The sequence below is a fragment of the Achromobacter xylosoxidans A8 genome (genome assembly GCF_000165835.1).
GTDB lineage: Bacteria > Pseudomonadota > Gammaproteobacteria > Burkholderiales > Burkholderiaceae_B > Achromobacter > Achromobacter xylosoxidans_B.
This window is the reverse complement of sequence record NC_014640.1, coordinates 4,077,594-4,093,434: the sequence shown is the minus strand read 5'-3', so window position 1 is coordinate 4,093,434 and position 15,841 is coordinate 4,077,594. Positions and strand designations below refer to the sequence as shown.

At 67.3% G+C, this 15,841-nt stretch carries 9 protein-coding genes; 4 read left to right on the top strand and 5 right to left on the bottom strand.

What is annotated here, in order from left to right; translation table 11 throughout:
• Window positions 1-12: 12 nt before the first annotated feature.
• Window positions 13-1,926: a B12-binding domain-containing radical SAM protein gene (locus AXYL_RS18870; RefSeq protein WP_193353236.1), complete on the top strand. Its 1,914-nt coding sequence runs from the start codon at window positions 13-15 to the stop codon at window positions 1,924-1,926.
• A gap of 51 nt (window positions 1,927-1,977) precedes the next feature.
• Here AXYL_RS18870 and AXYL_RS18865 read toward each other — a convergent pair whose 3' ends face one another.
• Window positions 1,978-3,705 (bottom strand): NAD(P)H dependent flavin oxidoreductase family protein, encoded by a 1,728-nt coding sequence (locus AXYL_RS18865; RefSeq protein WP_013394444.1) that lies wholly within the window; start codon window positions 3,703-3,705, stop codon window positions 1,978-1,980.
• Window positions 3,706-3,797: 92 nt separating this feature from the next.
• On the opposite strand from AXYL_RS18865, the gene AXYL_RS18860 reads away from it, so the two are divergent.
• Both AXYL_RS18860 and AXYL_RS18855 read left to right on the top strand, forming a co-directional pair.
• Window positions 3,798-5,825 carry an aminotransferase class I/II-fold pyridoxal phosphate-dependent enzyme gene (locus AXYL_RS18860; protein WP_013394443.1) on the top strand — a complete coding sequence of 676 codons (2,028 nt, stop codon included), beginning with the start codon at window positions 3,798-3,800 and terminating at the stop codon, window positions 5,823-5,825.
• Window positions 5,822-6,238, top strand: coding sequence for a VOC family protein (locus tag AXYL_RS18855; RefSeq protein WP_013394442.1), 417 nt, complete (start codon window positions 5,822-5,824; stop codon window positions 6,236-6,238). The genes AXYL_RS18860 and AXYL_RS18855 overlap by 4 nt, the downstream gene beginning before the upstream one ends.
• A gap of 28 nt (window positions 6,239-6,266) precedes the next feature.
• On the opposite strand, the gene AXYL_RS18850 is transcribed toward AXYL_RS18855, so the two are convergent.
• Both AXYL_RS18850 and AXYL_RS18845 read right to left on the bottom strand, forming a co-directional pair.
• Window positions 6,267-6,698, bottom strand: a complete 432-nt coding sequence (locus AXYL_RS18850; RefSeq protein ID WP_013394441.1) for a VOC family protein — start codon at window positions 6,696-6,698, stop codon at window positions 6,267-6,269.
• A 102-nt stretch (window positions 6,699-6,800) separates the two neighbouring features.
• A complete protein-coding gene (locus AXYL_RS18845; RefSeq protein ID WP_013394440.1) occupies window positions 6,801-7,139 on the bottom strand; it encodes a hypothetical protein in 339 nt (112 codons plus the stop codon).
• 162 nt (window positions 7,140-7,301) lie between these two features.
• Between AXYL_RS18845 and AXYL_RS18840 the strand changes: the two genes are divergently transcribed.
• Window positions 7,302-8,447 (top strand): alpha-hydroxy acid oxidase, encoded by a 1,146-nt coding sequence (locus tag AXYL_RS18840; RefSeq protein WP_013394439.1) that lies wholly within the window; start codon window positions 7,302-7,304, stop codon window positions 8,445-8,447.
• A gap of 52 nt (window positions 8,448-8,499) precedes the next feature.
• Here AXYL_RS18840 and AXYL_RS18835 read toward each other — a convergent pair whose 3' ends face one another.
• Both AXYL_RS18835 and AXYL_RS18830 read right to left on the bottom strand, forming a co-directional pair.
• The gene (locus AXYL_RS18835; RefSeq protein ID WP_049797821.1) at window positions 8,500-13,227 is read right to left on the bottom strand and encodes an autotransporter-associated beta strand repeat-containing protein; all 4,728 of its coding nucleotides are present in this window, start codon (window positions 13,225-13,227) and stop codon (window positions 8,500-8,502) included.
• Between the two features lie 688 nt (window positions 13,228-13,915).
• Complete coding sequence (locus AXYL_RS18830; protein WP_013394437.1) at window positions 13,916-15,838, bottom strand: M48 family metallopeptidase; 1,923 nt, start codon at window positions 15,836-15,838, stop codon at window positions 13,916-13,918.
• Window positions 15,839-15,841 lie beyond the last annotated feature (3 nt).

Genomic DNA, 15,841 nt, shown 5'->3' with positions numbered 1-15,841 from the left:
GTGCCGTGCTTCATGTCCTCTTTGCCTCTACGCGTGCTGTCGGTCATTCCGCCGATGACGCAGCTCAATACCCCGTATCCGTCCACCGCTTACCTGACCGGCTTTCTGCGGTCGCGCGGCGTGACCTCGTTCCAGGAAGACCTGGCGCTGGCCCTGGTGCTGCGCCTGCTGTCGGCCGACGGCCTGCGCGCCGTGGCGGAACGCGTCGCCGCCTTGCCGGCGAATAAGCGCAGCCCCGCGGTCCAGGCCTTCGCGGAACAGGAGGCGCGCTACCTGGCGACCATCGCGCCCGTGATCGCCTTCCTGCAGGGCCGCGATTCGACGCTGGCGCACCGCATCGTCGGCCGCAATTTCCTGCCCGAGGGGCCGCGCTTCAGTTCGCTGGACGTATACCTGGACGAAGAGGGCGGCGATCCGCTGGGCTGGGCCTTCGGGGCGCTGGGCCTGCATGACCGCGCCAAGCATCTGGCGACGCTGTATCTGAACGATCTGGCCGACGTGTTGCGCGACGCCGTCGATCCGCGCTTCGAGTTCGTGCGCTACGCCGAATCGCTCGCGGGCAGCCAGCCCACGTTCGACCCCTTGGCCCAGGCGCTGGCGGCCGCGCCGACGCTGGTGGACGACATGCTGCGCAGCCTGACCGCGGAGGCGCTGGCCCGCCACACGCCGACCATGGTGTTGCTGTCCGTGCCGTTCCCGGGCGCCGTTTACGCCGCCTTCCGCATCGCCCAGACCATCAAGGCGCACGATCCCTCCATCATCACCGTGCTGGGCGGCGGCTTCGTCAACACCGAATTGCGCGAGCTGAAGGACCCGCGGGTCTTCGACTATTTCGACTATGTGACTCTGGACGCGGGCGAGCGGCCCTTGCTGTCGCTGCTGGAGCACGTGCAGGGCAAGCGTTCGCGCCAGCGCCTGGTGCGCACCTTCCTGCGCGAGGCCGACACGGGCGCGGTGCGCTATGTGAACATGGTCGAGCCCGACATCGCCTTCGCCGAAGTGGGCACGCCCACCTGGGACGGCCTGCCGCTGGACCGCTACCTGTCGCTGCTGGACATGCTGAATCCCATGAACCGGCTGTGGAGCGACGGGCGCTGGAACAAGCTGACCGTGGCGCATGGCTGTTATTGGAAGAAATGCAGCTTCTGCGACGTCAGCCTGGACTACATCGGCCGCTACGAAGGCGCGTCCGCCGAGGTGCTGGCCGACCGCATCGAGGCCATCGTGCGCGAAACCGGGCAGACCGGTTTCCATTTCGTCGACGAAGCCGCGCCGCCCAAGTCGCTCAAGGCGCTGGCGACCGAACTGATCGCCCGCAACACCGGCATCTCGTGGTGGGGCAATATCCGCTTCGAAAAGACTTTCAGTCCCGAACTCTGCGAACTGCTGGCGGATAGCGGCTGCATCGCCGTATCGGGCGGCCTGGAGGTCGCGTCGGACCGTCTGCTCAACCTGATGAAGAAGGGCGTCTCGGTGGAGCAGGTGGCGCGGGTCACGCGCGCCTTCACCGACGCCGGCATCCTGGTGCACGCCTACCTGATGTACGGCTTTCCCACGCAGACCGTGCAGGACACCGTGGACGCGCTGGAATACGTGCGGCAGCTGTTCGACAACGGCTGCATCCAGAGCGGTTTTTTCCACCGTTTCGCCTGTACGGTGCATTCGCCGGTGGGCAAGAACCCGGAGGAATACGGCGTCACTTTGAAGCCCTTGCCGCCGGTCACGTTCGCCAAGAACGACGTCGGCTTCCATGATCCCACCGGCGTGGACCACGACGCGCTGGGTAAGGCATTGAAAAAGGCCATCTACAACTACATGCACGGCATCGGGCTGGACGAGGACGTGCGCAGCTGGTTCCCGTTCAACGTGCCGAAGACCACGGTGTCGAAGCACCGGATCAGCCGGGCGTTGAGCCAGCGGGGGTAGAGCGGGCGCGGCGGGCGGACAGTCGCACCCGCGCGCGGGGCCGCCGCCGCGCTAGCGCAGCAGTACGTCCTCGTAGAACGCGCCGATGGGCCGCTGCGCATCGCGCACCTGAATCTCCAGCACCCAGATGCCGTCGGCGGGCACGAAGTCCGCCTGCGCCAGCAGGTGCTTGCCATACAGCGCATGCGGGAAGTCGGATACCCGGTGTCCGGGAATTTCCCGCACCAGTTCGCAGCCCAGCTCGCGCGCATATTCTGAGGCCCGATCGTAGAGGGCAGCGCCCGTCAGGCCTTCCAGCCATGCCAGGCGGGCGCGCTTGAACACCTCGCGCGCGGCCTCGGCGCAGCGCTGGCGGTCGGCGTCCGCGCCCAGCACGAAGGTGTCGCCGTAGTCGCCTTCATGACCGTCCCACACGGGCCCGATGTCCAGCACGAAGATGTCGTGCTCCTGCAGCTTGCGGTCGTAGTCGGTGGGCTGGACGGGCGGCGATTGCGTGTCCGGGCCGAAGCGCACGTAGGTCGGGTGCCAGTTGTTGGACGCGCCCATCTGGCGCAGGTGGTCGTCCGCCACGGCGATGGCCTCGCGCGTGGTCATGCCGGGCCGCATCAGCGCGGCGATTTCTTCTACCGCCTGCATGGAACGCCGGCGCGCGTCCAGGATGCCGGCCAGCGTGTAGCGCGGGCTGATGCGTTCCCAGGGATGCGCTTCAGGCTGTGGCGCGATGTCGGCCGCGCCGCCGGCCGCCGGGTGGAAGGCTTCGGCGCGATACCGGTCTGCGGGCAGGCCGGCCGCCAGCAGCCGTTCGCGGGCCGCGCTCACCATCGCCGGATTGCCACAGGCGTAAACCAGGCTGCGGGACCAGTCATGGCCGGCCGCCACGGCTGCGTCCTGCACGTGCCGGCCGGCATGGCGATGCTGCGCGCCATCAGCCGCATCGGCGTCCTGGCCGTCCTGGGCCTTGGACAGCACCGCATGCCACTGGAACCCGTCGCCTTTGCCCTGCAAGGCGTTCAGCATCTGGCCGGCGTAGCAATCGTCGGGCTCGCGGCCGCCCCAGTAGAGCGTCACCGTCTTCAGGGCGCGGCTTTGCAGCGCGGCCATGAGGATGGGCGCCACGCCCGCGTAGCCCGTGCCGGTGGCCAGCAGCAGCAGGTGGTCTATGCCTGGGGGCATCTCCGCGGGCCAGGTGCAGTCGCCCTGCGCGGCGTCCAGGGTCAGTGCGTCGCCGGGTCGCAGCCCGGGCAGGATGCCGTCGGTGAAAGCGCCGCCGGGCATGCGGCGGATATGGAATTCCAGCCGTGCAGGCCCGGCCGCGCCGGGTGCGTTCGCGATCGAGAAGTTGCGGCGGGCGCCGCCGTCCAGGATCAGTTGGGCATGCTGGCCGGGCAGGTAGCTGTAGTCATCCCCATCTTGCAGTTCAACGATGAGCTGGGTGACGTCCGGCGCCAGCGGCAGGCGCGACACCACGCTGGCGCGGCGCGGCGGCGTGGGCTGCTCGGGGGCGCGCCAGTGCGGGAAGCGCAGCGTCAGGTCGCTGGCCGCGCGGCATTGGCACATCAGCAGTTCGTCGTTGGCGGTCTGGTAGCTGCCGTCCGTGGGCGGCGCGATGCGTTCGTAGCTGCCGTCCACCACCACGGCGCGGCACGAGCCGCAGGCCCCGCGCTGACAGGAGAAGGGTACGGGTATGTCCTGCGCCAGTGCCGCTTCCAGGATCGAGGTCTTGCCGTCCGTGAGGAAGGGGCCGGTCTCCAGGGTGATGGTATGGCAGGTAGCGGTCATGGCAGGTTCCGGAAAAATTGCCCCACAAAAGGGGCGCAGGCCTTCAATCTACCGATAGAATGGCTACATGAAATAGAGCCATTTCCGTGAATATGAACAAGCCACTTTCCGCGAAACAGTCAGGCGCGAAGCGCCAGGAAGCCAGCCTGGACTTGCCGCGGGATGCGGCGCGGCCCGGGGAGTCCAAGCAGGCCTGGGTCTACCGCGAGATCCGCGAACGCATCTTGAAGGGTGCGTTGCCCTCCGGCGCGCGCCTGCCGTCCACGCGCAGCCTGGCCGGACGCTGGCATATTGCGCGCTCCACGGTCGAGGCTGCCTACGATCAGCTGCGCAGCGAAGGCTATACCGCGGGCACGGTCGGATCGGGTACTTATGTGGCGGCGGTGATCCCGGACAACTTCTTCCGGACGGGGCTGCCAGGCGAGGGCGCCGCTACGCCCAAGGCGCGGGGGCCGATGTCCGCATCGCAAGCAGCCATGGCCGCGCCCGCGCCAGACGCCAGCGCGCCGCCGCCTGCGCCGCACGTGGCCGCGCTCTTGGCGCCGTTCCCGTCCAACTCCCTGTTCTTCTCGCGCAGCGCCGACGCCGCGCTCTTTCCCATGGAACGCTGGCGCAAGGGCTTGATGGCCAGCGCCCGGCGCGTGACGCCGGCCCAGTTGGCCAACGACGAGCCGCAAGGTTGGCGCCCGCTGCGCGAGCAGATCGCCCGCTACCTGGGCGCGGCCCGTGGCATCAGCTGCGATCCGGACCAGGTCATCGTGCTGGGCGGCATCCGGGACGGCCTGGACCTCTGCGGCCATCTCCTGTTGCAGCCGCAGGACAGGGTGCTGATCGAGGATCCCGGCTACCTGAACGCCGAACCCATCTTCGGCCAGTACACCCGCCACGTCGTGCCGCTGGCCATCGACGCCGAAGGCTTTCCGGTTGCGCGGGCCCGCAATCAACGCGGCGTGAAGCTGGTGCACGTCACGCCCGCCCACCAGGCGCCCACCGGCGTCACCATGCCGGTCTCGCGCCGCCTGGAGCTGCTCGACTGGGCCGCGCAAGCCGGCTGGTGGATCGTCGAGGACGACTACGACAGCGAATTCAGCTATGACGGCGCGCCGCTGGCCGCCCTGAAAAGCCTGGACACGGCCGACCGCGTCATCCACTGCGGCAGCTTCAACAAGACCCTGTTCAATGCCTTGCGCATCGGCTATGCGGTGGTACCCAAGGCGCTGGCGCCCGATTTCGTGCAGGCACGCCGCCGGGCGGGGCGCTCGCCCAGCATCATCGAGCAGATGACCTTGGCAGCGTTCCTGCAGGACGGCAGTTTCGCGCGCCACGTGCGCAAGGCGCGCGGCGTCTACGCGCGCCGCCGCGACGCCGCGCTGCGCGCCTTGCGCCAGGCGGTTGGCAGCGACGAACTGCGCGTCAGCGGCGAGCACGCCGGCTTCCATCTGCTGTGGCGGCTGCCGCCGGGCTGGGATATGACGCAGGCCGTGGTGGCGGCGCGGGCTGCGGGTGTGGGCATGCAGCCGCTGGCGGATTTCTGCCGCAAGGTAGACCTGCCGCCGGGCGTGGTGGTGGGCTATAGCGCGGTGCAGGAAGACGCCTTGTCGAGGCTGGGAACGCTGCTGGCGCAAGCGGCGCCGGGCGAAGGCCCGCAGCAGGACCCGGCGCTGCTGCGCCGCCTGCTGCGAGTCAAGGACCGCATGGACGCCGCCTCGCACGAGGCCTGGCCGGTGGAGCGCCTGGCCGAGGTCAGCGGCATTTCCAAGGCGCACTTCGCGCATTCCTTCAAACGCGCCTTCGGCCTGCCGCCGCATCGCTACCTGCTGACGCGGCGCATCGAGCAAAGCGTGGCCATGCTGCGGGATACGGAGCAGAGCGTCACGGAAATCGCCTACGCCACGGGCTGGGAAAGCCTGGGCACCTACAGCCGCATCTTCCGTGATATCACCGGGCTGAGTCCCAGCGCCATGCGCGCGCAGGCGCGGACCGAAGCGCAGCCGCTGGACCGGATGCCCGCCTGCGTGGTGAAGGCCGCGCAGCGCCCCGATCTCAATATCGCTGTTTTGGAGAAGCGGCGGCGCGAGGCCGACGGTAAATTTCCGCCATCAACCCAGGAGGTCTTATGAACTTAGGCATCAATGTGGCGGGCGTGTACGTGGACGATCAGGACGCGGCGCTGGCGTTCTACGTCGACAAGCTCGGATTCCGCGTCCATACGGACGTGCGCAACGGACCGTACCGGTGGCTGACGGTGCAGCATCCGGATCAGCCCTCGTTTCAGCTCGGCTTGTTCGCGCCCGGTCCGCCCATCCACGACGAGGCCACCGCGCAGACCTTGCGCGCCATGGTCGCCAAGGGCGCGATGCCGCCTCTGGTGCTGCACGTGGCCGACTGCCGGGAAAGCTACGCCCGGCTGCAGGCGCAGGGCGTCGAGTTCACGCAGGAACCGATCGAACGCTACGGCAGCGTGGACGCGGGTTTCCGCGATCCGGCGGGCAACGGTTGGAAGATGATCCAGGCGCCACGGGGCGCGGCATGACATCCGGCCCCGGGCGATGAAGGCATGATCAGTAGGTGATCCGCACCGAGGCCGCGCTGCGCTCGGCCCGCGTGCGGGAGACGGCTTCGATGTTGTTGCCGTCCGGATCCAGCACGAATGCCGCGTAGTAGCCGGGATGGTAGGCAAGACGCTCGCCCGGCGGGCCGTTATCCCGGCCGCCGTGCGCCATCGCCGCCTGGTAGAAGGCATCCACCATGGCCTGGTCTTCCGCCTGGAAGGCCAGGTGTATGCGGCCGGTCAGTTCGCCCTGTACCTCGGCGCTGCCGGGCGCGGAGATGAACAGCTCGTCCGCCCAGAAGTTCTTGTCGTCGGAGCCGCCGATGGGAATCTTCAGCGCATTGCAGACCGCGGTATAGAACGCCTTGCTGGCGGACAGGTCGCGCACGACCAGCCCGATGTGATCGATCAAGCGGCCCTTATGTCGTTCTTTCTGCGCCATGAATCGCTCCTGGCTATCGAGTGGGGGGAGAATCAGCGGTGTCAGACTACGCTTGCCGGGTTCCTGTTTCAAGCTGCCGCGCAGCCGTCTTGGATGCCGCGCTCACTCCTTGCCGGCCATGGCCCGCATGGGTTGGCAGGTCAGCTCATTCTCTTCCTCTCCGAATTCCGCCAGGTCCTTGCGCGCCTTGGTGTAGGCGCGCAGATACTCCGCATCGAACACCAGGGACGACACGCCGGACTCGCGGGCGGACGACTGCTGCCGTTTCTTCAGTATCTCCAGCAGCTCGGGGGTCAGCACCTTGCAATACTCCATGATGGCGTGGATCTGGGCCAGCGAGGTGGCCCGCTCCAGGTTCTGCTGCGCCGAGGCGGTTGCGGCGGCCAGCGCCAGCACGGCGGCCGCGGCCCAGGCGGCCGGTTTGAGCAAGGGATGGGGCATTGCGGGGCAGTTCCGTTCGTATTGCGAAAGACCGCATTTAACACGATCTGCGACAGGGCTCCCGCCGACGCCCTGGTAAATGCGGCTGTCGGTCTACAATTCCCCCCGCTCCATCCGGGGGCTCAGGCTGTCCGTACGTGTAGTGTCGATAAGGGTCTACCCATGCGTCTGAACCAGTGCCAGAACTTCCACGACTTTCGCCGCATGGCCCGCCAGCGGCTGCCGGGCCCCATCTTCAATTACATCGACGGCGCCGCCGACGATGAAACCACCTACCGCCGCAACACCGCCGCTTTCGAATCCTGCGACCTGCTGCCTGACGTGCTGCGCGGCGTGTCCGACGTGGACATGTCGGTGACCGTCATGGGCCAGAAGCTGGCGCTGCCGGTCTATTGTTCGCCCACCGCCTTGCAGCGCCTGTTCCATCACGATGGCGAACGCGCCGTGGCCGCCGCGGCGGGCAAATTCGGCACCATGTTCGGCGTCTCCTCGCTCGGCACTGTCAGCCTGGAAGAAGCCCGCAAGATCAGCGGCGGCCCCCAGGTCTACCAGTTCTACTTCCACAAGGACCGCGGCCTGAACCGCGAGATGATGGCGCGCGCCAAGGATGCTGGCGTGCAGGTCATGATGCTGACCGTGGACAGCATCACCGGCGGCAACCGCGAACGCGACAAGCGCACCGGCTTCGCCATTCCGTTCAGGCTGAACCTTGCCGGCATCGCGCAGTTCGCCATCAAGCCGGCCTGGGCGCTGAACTACCTGACGCATGAACGCTTCCGGCTGCCGCAGCTGGACACCCACGTCGACATGGGCGGGGGCGCCATGTCCATCAGCCGCTATTTCACCGACATGCTGGACCCGGCCATGACCTGGGACGACGTCGCCGCCATGGTGCAGGAATGGGGCGGACAGTTTTGCCTGAAGGGCGTGATGTCGGTGGAAGACGCCAGGCGCGCGGCCGACATCGGCTGCACCGGCATCGTGCTGTCCAATCACGGCGGCCGCCAACTGGACGGCTCGCGCAGCGCCTTCGACCAGCTCGCCGAAATCGTCGACGCGGTCGGCGACCGCATCGATGTGATGATGGATGGCGGCGTGCAGCGCGGCACCCATGTGCTCAAGGCCCTGGCCCTGGGCGCCAAGGCGGTGGGCCTGGGCCGCTACTATTTGTTCCCGCTGGCGGCCGCGGGCCGGCCGGGGGTGGAGCGCGCGCTGGAACTGATGCGCGTCGAGATCGAGCGCGCCATGAAGCTGATGGGCTGCAGGACCGTCGCGGAATTGCAGCGGCGGCATTTGCGGTTCCGCTGATCGATAGCGCTTGGCGGATCGGGCCGGGCGCCCCGATCCGCAGGCTTGCGCCTCAGAACGCGATCTTCACGCCTAGCTTGCCGTTGAAGCTCTGCCCATCGCCCCGCAGGCTGATCTCCGAGCCCACGCTGCCGTACACCGAGACGTTGCGCTTGACGCCCACGTCCGCGCCCAGATTCAGTTGCACCGACGTGCCCTTCATGTCAGCCCGGAACGGCACATAGCCGTTCTGGGAAGAGAACTCCGTGGTCGGGTTGGTCAGGAACTCATTGACCAGGCTGGCGCGCAGCCAGGTGGTTGCGATGCGCTTGCCGTCCGGTCCCGGATCCAGTTCCACCGTGCGCGCCAGGCGCACGCCCAGGCGGCCCCTCAGGCTGTCGACGTCGTTGAAGCGGATCTTGGCGGCGCCGTCGTTGGCGTCATTGAGATTGACGTTCTGGAACACCAGCTGCGCCTGGGGTTCGATGACCCACTCGTCGTTCAGGCGGAACGGATAGCCGCCTTCCAGCGAGGTCGCGAAACCGAAGCCGCGGGTGTCCAGGTTGTAGCCGGCCGGGGAACGGCCGTTGTCGACGTCGTAGCGCGTGCCTTGGATCACGGCATCGACATACCAGCCTTCCTTGCCGATATGCGTCCAGTAGCCGCCCAGCGTCACGCCATTCATGGCCGCTTGGCCAGCGGAGCGGCCGTCGAGGTGGTCGACGTCGGCCGTGGCGCGTCCGAAGGCGACGTAGGCGCCTGCGTGGTCCATGCTGCCGTTGGCGTTGGCGCGGCGGTAGAGATCCACGCCGGATTGCAGGCCATAGATCTTGTAGTCGTAGTCGGGGCCTCTGGAGCCCAGGATGCCCGAGTTGCTGCCGTTGCGTTCGCCGGTCACGCCGATGACGCGGCCCCAGGCCAGGGAATTGCCGCCGGCCGGGGTGGAGGGCAGGGCGTAGCGCGCCTCGCCGATGCGCTCGTGCAGCGAGTCCAGAAAGGTCGCGCCGTAGCGCAAGGCCAGCTCCGGCGTCGCCACGGCCGTGGAGACTTCGGGCCGGTAGTTGGGCGGCGCCGGCGGCGTGGGCGTGGGCGGATTGGGCGGAATCGGCGGCACGGGCGGATTCGGCGGCACCGGGGGTTCCGGGTCCTTGCAGGCGGGATTGCTGGGCGCGGCGGCGCAGTCCACCGTCGAACGCAGGTACCAGTTCTGCAGCCCGCTGCCGTCCACGCTGGAGCGTTGCAGCGTATAGGCGTAGGGGCCCGCGGCGACATAGCCGCCGGCATTGCCCAGCGTGAACGCGCTGGCGGCGGTCGTGCCGCCATTGACGGCATCGACAAGCAGGATGCCGTTGCCGGTGGTCACTGCGCCCGCGCCGCCGGCATTGGCGACGATCAGCGACGACGAGCCGGAAGCGGTCCCGCCATTGATCACCAGCCGGTCCGACGGCGAACCGTCGCCGCCCAGCAAGGTGTTCATGGCGATCCTGCCGCCCTGGCCGACGTAGTTCGGCGTCGTCAGCGTGGTGCCGGGCGCGGTGCCGCTGCCCATGTTGATGAGTCCGGCGTTGATCACGCCGGCCGTGGCCTGGCTGTAGCCATTGAGATCGAGCGTGCCAGCAGCCGTCACGTTCACGGCCGAGTTCGGACTGAGCGTGGAGACCGCGCCGGCGCGCAGCACGCCGTTATTGATGTTGGTCGGGCCGCCATAGGTGTTCTGGGCGGTCAGGATCGTGGTGCCGCTGCCGTTCTGATTGACCGTGCCGTTGCCGGAGATCAGGCCCGCGAACGTCACGCTGTCAGAGCGGTTGAAACTCAGTGCGCCGTTGTTGGCTACATTGCCCAGGATGCCGCCGGAGGTGCCGCCATCGCCTAGCTGCAGCGTGCCCGCAGAAATCGTGGTGCCGCCCGTGTAGGTATTGTCGGCCGTCAGGATCGTGGTGCCGGCGCCGATCTGGTTGACCGTGCCGCTACCGGAGATCAGGCCCGGGAACGTCTGGACGTCGGAGCGATTGAACGTCAGTGCTCCATTGTTCGCCACATCGCCCAAAATGGCTCCGGAGGTGCCGCCGTCGCCCAACTGCAGCGTGCCCGCAGAAATCGTGGTGCCGCCCGTGTAGGTATTGTCGGCCGTCAGGATCGTGGTGCCGGCGCCGATCTGGTTGACCACGCCGCTGCCAGAAATCAGGCCAGGGAAGGTCTGGACATCGGAGCGGTTGAAATTCAACGCGCCATGGTTCGTCACGTCGCCCAGGATGGCGCCCGTAGTACCGCCGTTGCCCAGCTGTAGCGTGCCTGCCGAAATCGTGGTGCCGCCGGTGTAGGTATTGTCGGCCGTCAGGATCGTGGTGCCGGCGCCGATCTGGCTGACCGTGCCGCTACCAGAGATCAGGCCCGGGAATGTCTGGACGTCGGAACGATTGAACGCAAGCGCCCCGTTGTTCGCCACATTGCCCACAATGGCGCCAGAGGTGCCGCCGTCGCCCAATTGCAGGGTGCCTGCGGCGATTGTCGTCCCGCCCGTGTAGCTGTTGTTGCCCGTCAGCACGGTGGTGCCCGAGCCTATCTGGTTGACCGCGCCGCTGCCGGATATCTGGCCGGCAAGCGTCATGGTGTCGGAGCGGTTGAAGGCCAGCAAGCCGTCGTTCGCCACATTGCCCAGGATGGACCCCGAAGTGCCGCCATTGCCTAGCTGCAACGCGCCCGCCGAAATCGTGGTGCCGCCGGCATAGGTGTTGTCTGCGGTCAGGATCGTGGTCCCGGCGCCGATCTGGTTGACCACGCCGCTGCCGGAGATCTGGCCCGCGAAGGTCTGGACATCGGAGCGGTTGAAGGTCAGCGCGCCGTTGTCGATCACATTGCCCAGGATGGCACCCGACGTGCCGCCACTGCCCAGTTGCAGCGTGCCCGCCGAAATCGTGGTGCCGCCGGTATAGGTGTTGTCTGCGGTCAGGATGGTGGTGCCTGCGCCGATCTGGTTGACCACGCCGCTGCCGGATACCTGGCCGGCGAAGGTCACTACATCGGAGCGGTTAAAGGTCAGCGCGCCGTTGTCGACCACGTTGCCCACGATGGCGCCCGTGGCGCCGCCATTGCCCAGTTGCAGCGTGCCCGCGGAAATCGTGGTGCCGCCGGTGTAGGTATTGTCCGCCGTCAGGATCGTGGTGCCTGTACCGATCTGGTTGACTGCGCCGCCGCCCGATACCAGGCCCGTGAACGTGACGCTATCGGAGCGGTTGAAGGCCAGCATGCCGTTGTTGGCTACGTCGCCGACGATTGCCCCCGAGGTGCCGCCATTGCCCAGTTGCAGCGTGCCCGCCGAAATCGTGGTGCCGCCCGTGTACGTGTTGTTTCCCGTCAGGACCGTGGTGCCGGCGCCGATCTGGCTGACCGAGCCGCTGCCGGAAATCTGGCCGCCGAGCGAGAGGGTATTGGACCGGTTGAATACCAGCGTCCCGTTGTTGGCCACGTTGCCGACGATGGCGCCGGTGGTGCCGCCATTGCCCAGCTGCAAGGTGCCCGCCGAGATGGTGGTGCCGCCGGTATAGGTATTGTTGGCCGTCAGTATCGTGGCGCCCGTGCCGTTCTGATTGACCACGCCGCTGCCCGAGACCAGGCCCGCGAACGTGACGCTATCGCTGCGGTTGAAGTTCAAGGCCCCGTTATTGCTCACATTGCCGACGATGGCCCCGCTGGTGCCGCCATTGCCCAACTGCAGCGTGCCGCCGGCTATCGTGGTGCCGCCCGTGTAGTTGTTGTTGGCGGTCAGGATCGTGGTGCCGCTGTAGGTGCTGAGCTTGCCCGCGCCCGTGATGCCGGGGACAAACAGATAGCCACTGGTATTGGTGTGGTTGAACACCAGCCCGCCGGTGGCGCCCAGCGTCAGATTAGGGCTGGGACCCGTCAACGTCAGCGTCCCGGGGGCCGCCGCCGCGGACAATGCGGCCGCGCCGATATTGATGACGCCCTGCGAGCCGGCCGCCACGCCTGCGCGCGCGCTGGCTGCGCTGACGGTGGCGTTGTTCGAAATGGTCAGCGCGCCGGAGCCGGAGTTGCCCACCGTGAGGACGCCGGAGTTGGTCCAAGAGGAGCCGGTGCCGTCGACTGTGACCGCGCCCGTCGAATTCGCGCCGGCGCCGATGGTGCCATTCGTGCTGGCAACCGCGCCGCCATTGGTGACGTTGACCCGGCCGTTGCCGGAAAAGCCCACAGTAAGTTCGGCGCTGCTGTTCCACTGCGTTCCCGCCCCGCTGATCGTCACCAGACCCACGCTGCCCGAGTCATAGCCTACGTAGGCCAGCCCATTGCTCACGACCGCGCTGTCGCTGATCTGCAACGTGCCGTTGCCGGTCTGGCCGACGCGCATGAAACCGGTGCTGTTCAGCTGCGATCCCAAGCCGCTGACCGTCACGGTGCCGGTGCCGCCAGCCGCCACGCCCACATAGGTGTTGGTGGTGCTTCTTACAATGCCGCCATTCGAAACGCCCAGCGTGCCAGTGCCCGAGAATCCCACGGACAGGCCCGAACTGTTAGTCCATTGCGCCCCGGCGCCGCTCACGGTTACATGGCCGGTGCTGCCGACCTGCCGGCCAACAAAGCCGGAGCCGTTGGACACCACGCCGGTCGCGCCGATCTGCAATGTCCCGGTACTGGTGTTGCCTACCGTCAGGGAGCTGGCGCCCAGGTTCCAGGGTGAACTCTGCGACCCCGGAACGGTGACCACCGAACCGCCATCGATGGTCTGGGAATAGGCGGGGAAAGCGCCCAACGCGATCAGGAATGCGCTGGAAAGCTTGAATGACAAGCGGACGTCAATTGGTGACAAGGGCTGCATCTTCTCTACTCACTTAATCAAAAGAAATTCAGTGAAGTGATCGTCTGCGCGTAATGCCTGCCAATTGAAGTTGCCGGCGGGTCTGATCCCGGGCAAGGGCAGGCATTTAGCATAAGCCTGTTTATTGCTGTGGTTACAACAATAAAAAGGGGCGGATGCTGGAGGCGCAGCGATGTCTAGGCTCCCGCTTTTTCAAACGGGAGCCTTGGGTGTGCGTGGAAGAGCCGGGCGATCAGGGAACCGAAGCGGTTCCGATCAGAGGCTGAATAGGGACGGTGTCCAGGCCAAGGCGCGCGCGCAAGGCGGAGCGATGGCAGGTCTGGCCGGGGAGGAGGGGGGACGTACAGGCAACGCGCATGGCAGATAGAACCGACAAAAAAATGCCTAGCCTCAGTAGTTCTGTTCCATGGCAGAGCTGCTTGGACCTCCGGATTCAGCACATGGTCTGGAAATGCACGAACGAGGGTTTTGCAAAGGAGGTCAAGTTCAGATTAATGCTGGAAAATCCGGGCGCGATTGATGTAAATCAAGGGCTGTGCGCGGCGTGTGATTAATCGGCTGTCCATGCGCAGAGCATTGTCGTGTTGCCGCAACCGGTAGCAATAGTGTTGCGGACGCGGCGCGGATAAGCAGCGTGGCGTCCGGTCTCAAGTCTCGCTCAGGCTCCGGCTTTGCGCAGGAGGCAGGCTTGCGTGCACTGGTTCAGCAAGGGATCGCCGGCTTCCATCAGTATTGGTTCGACAGGCTGTCGCACGCGCGGCAGCAGCCGCGCCAACAGCATTTCGCAATCGCGCCGCAGATAGCTTTGCTCGCCTGTCAGCTTGCCGATGGCGCGCGCCAATGCAGAGTCCCGCGCCAGTACCAGCAGCGCCAGACGGTTGCTGTCGGTGTTGCGCAGCAGCCAGACGCCGGTGGCAGTGCGCAGCAGCGGGTCCAGCGTGTCGGCCAGTTTGCGCAGATCGGACTCGTTCAATCCGTGCGCCTGAAAGCGCGGCGTGGCGTCGCCGGCCTGGGTCTGGCGTTCCAGCAGGTCCGCTTCCAGGCGCCAGGCTCGCGCCTGCTCCAGGTCGCCGCGCCGCAGCGCCGCCGCCGTCAGTTGGCGCAGGCAGGGCAGGCGCTGCGGGCCGGGCTCGTTGGCGGCCTGCGTCCACAACACTTCCGCCGCTGCTTCCAGGCGCGAGGCCTCGGTAGGGGCCATGCGGGCCCTGCGCAGCTGCAGCGCAGCCAGTTGGCAAAGCGTAGGCACGTGGCCGGGGTGTGCGCGCAGGTTCTGTTCCAGCAGGATGGCGGCGCTGTCCGCATCGCCGGTGAGCATGTCGGCGTACCAGGCCATGCTGGCCCGTTCGTCGGCCGACAGCGCGCGCAAGCGTTGCTTGCGCATCAGGTCATGATGGCCGGCGATGGCTTCGTCGCGTTCGTTCCGCAGTTCGCGGGCAGTCTGCTCGATGGCGTCGCGTTGCGATGCGTCCAGGGCCTGGGCCAGCGGCAGGCGTTGGTCGCCGAGCCATTCTTCAGCTGCGGTGGGCGAGGCGCGGCGCCAGGGTAGTGGGTTGGTGCTTGTTGGCGCCGCTTGCGGGGCTGAGGTTTGTGCTGCGCTTTGGCGCGAAGGTCCGGTAGCTCGCTGTTCCGGCGATGCCGTGGTGTGCAGCGCGGCCAGACGGTCAGATAGGGAAGGGTGAGTGTCGTCGCCAGTGGTCGGACGGCACAGCGCCTGATCGAGCCAGGCCTGCGCCTCGGCTTCGTCGCGCGGCAAGGCCAGTTCGGTATGTCCGGCCAGCCGCGCATGGGGCGAGGGCGGCTGAGCGTCGGCGGCTTGCGCGTAGGCGGCCGGCCAATACTCGCGCAGCGCCCTGGCTTGCAGGGACACCGCCACCAGCGCATTCGCAGCCGCAGCCGCGCCGCAGGCTTGCGCCGATTGCGCATCGGCCTCGTACTCGCATTCCCGGGCAAAACCCAGGCTGGCCGTCAGAAAGCGCGGCACATGCCAATTCATGAAGAGGCGCAGCGGCCCCGTCGACAGTCCCTTGCGCCGCTCCAGCTGCCGCGCCGCCTCCTGCCATTGCAGCCGTGCGAAATACACCCGGCTGGCGTAGCGCCCATGGCTGCCGGCGATGTGCGCGCATTCGTGCGCCAGGATGGCGCGGCAAGCATCGGCCGACAGCATCTCCAGCAGCGGCTGCCCCAGCCACAGCACGTTGCGCGTGCGGCCCAGCAGTTGCCGGTGCTGCCGGATGCTGGCGTTGAACTCGCCGTTCAGATAGACCGCGTCCAGCGCCGGCGCGCCCAAGCGCGCGCGCACCTGCTCGATCTCGCGGAACAGCGCGGGGGCGTCTTCGGCCCGCAGGCGGATGCCATCCTCCGCGGCTGGCGGCCGTGCCGCGAATGGCAGCCGCAGCATTGCCCAGCCCGCGAAAGGCAGCGGCAGGGCGAGAGCTCCTGCTGCAACGCCCAGCACACCCGGCAGCGCCGCATACAGCCATGCGGGCGCGGTGCATAGCGCCACGCCCGCACTTACCAGTGCAGCATCACCCAGCAGCAGCCGGGCCGACAGCTTCAATCCCGACAGCCCGAGGCGCGCCATGTG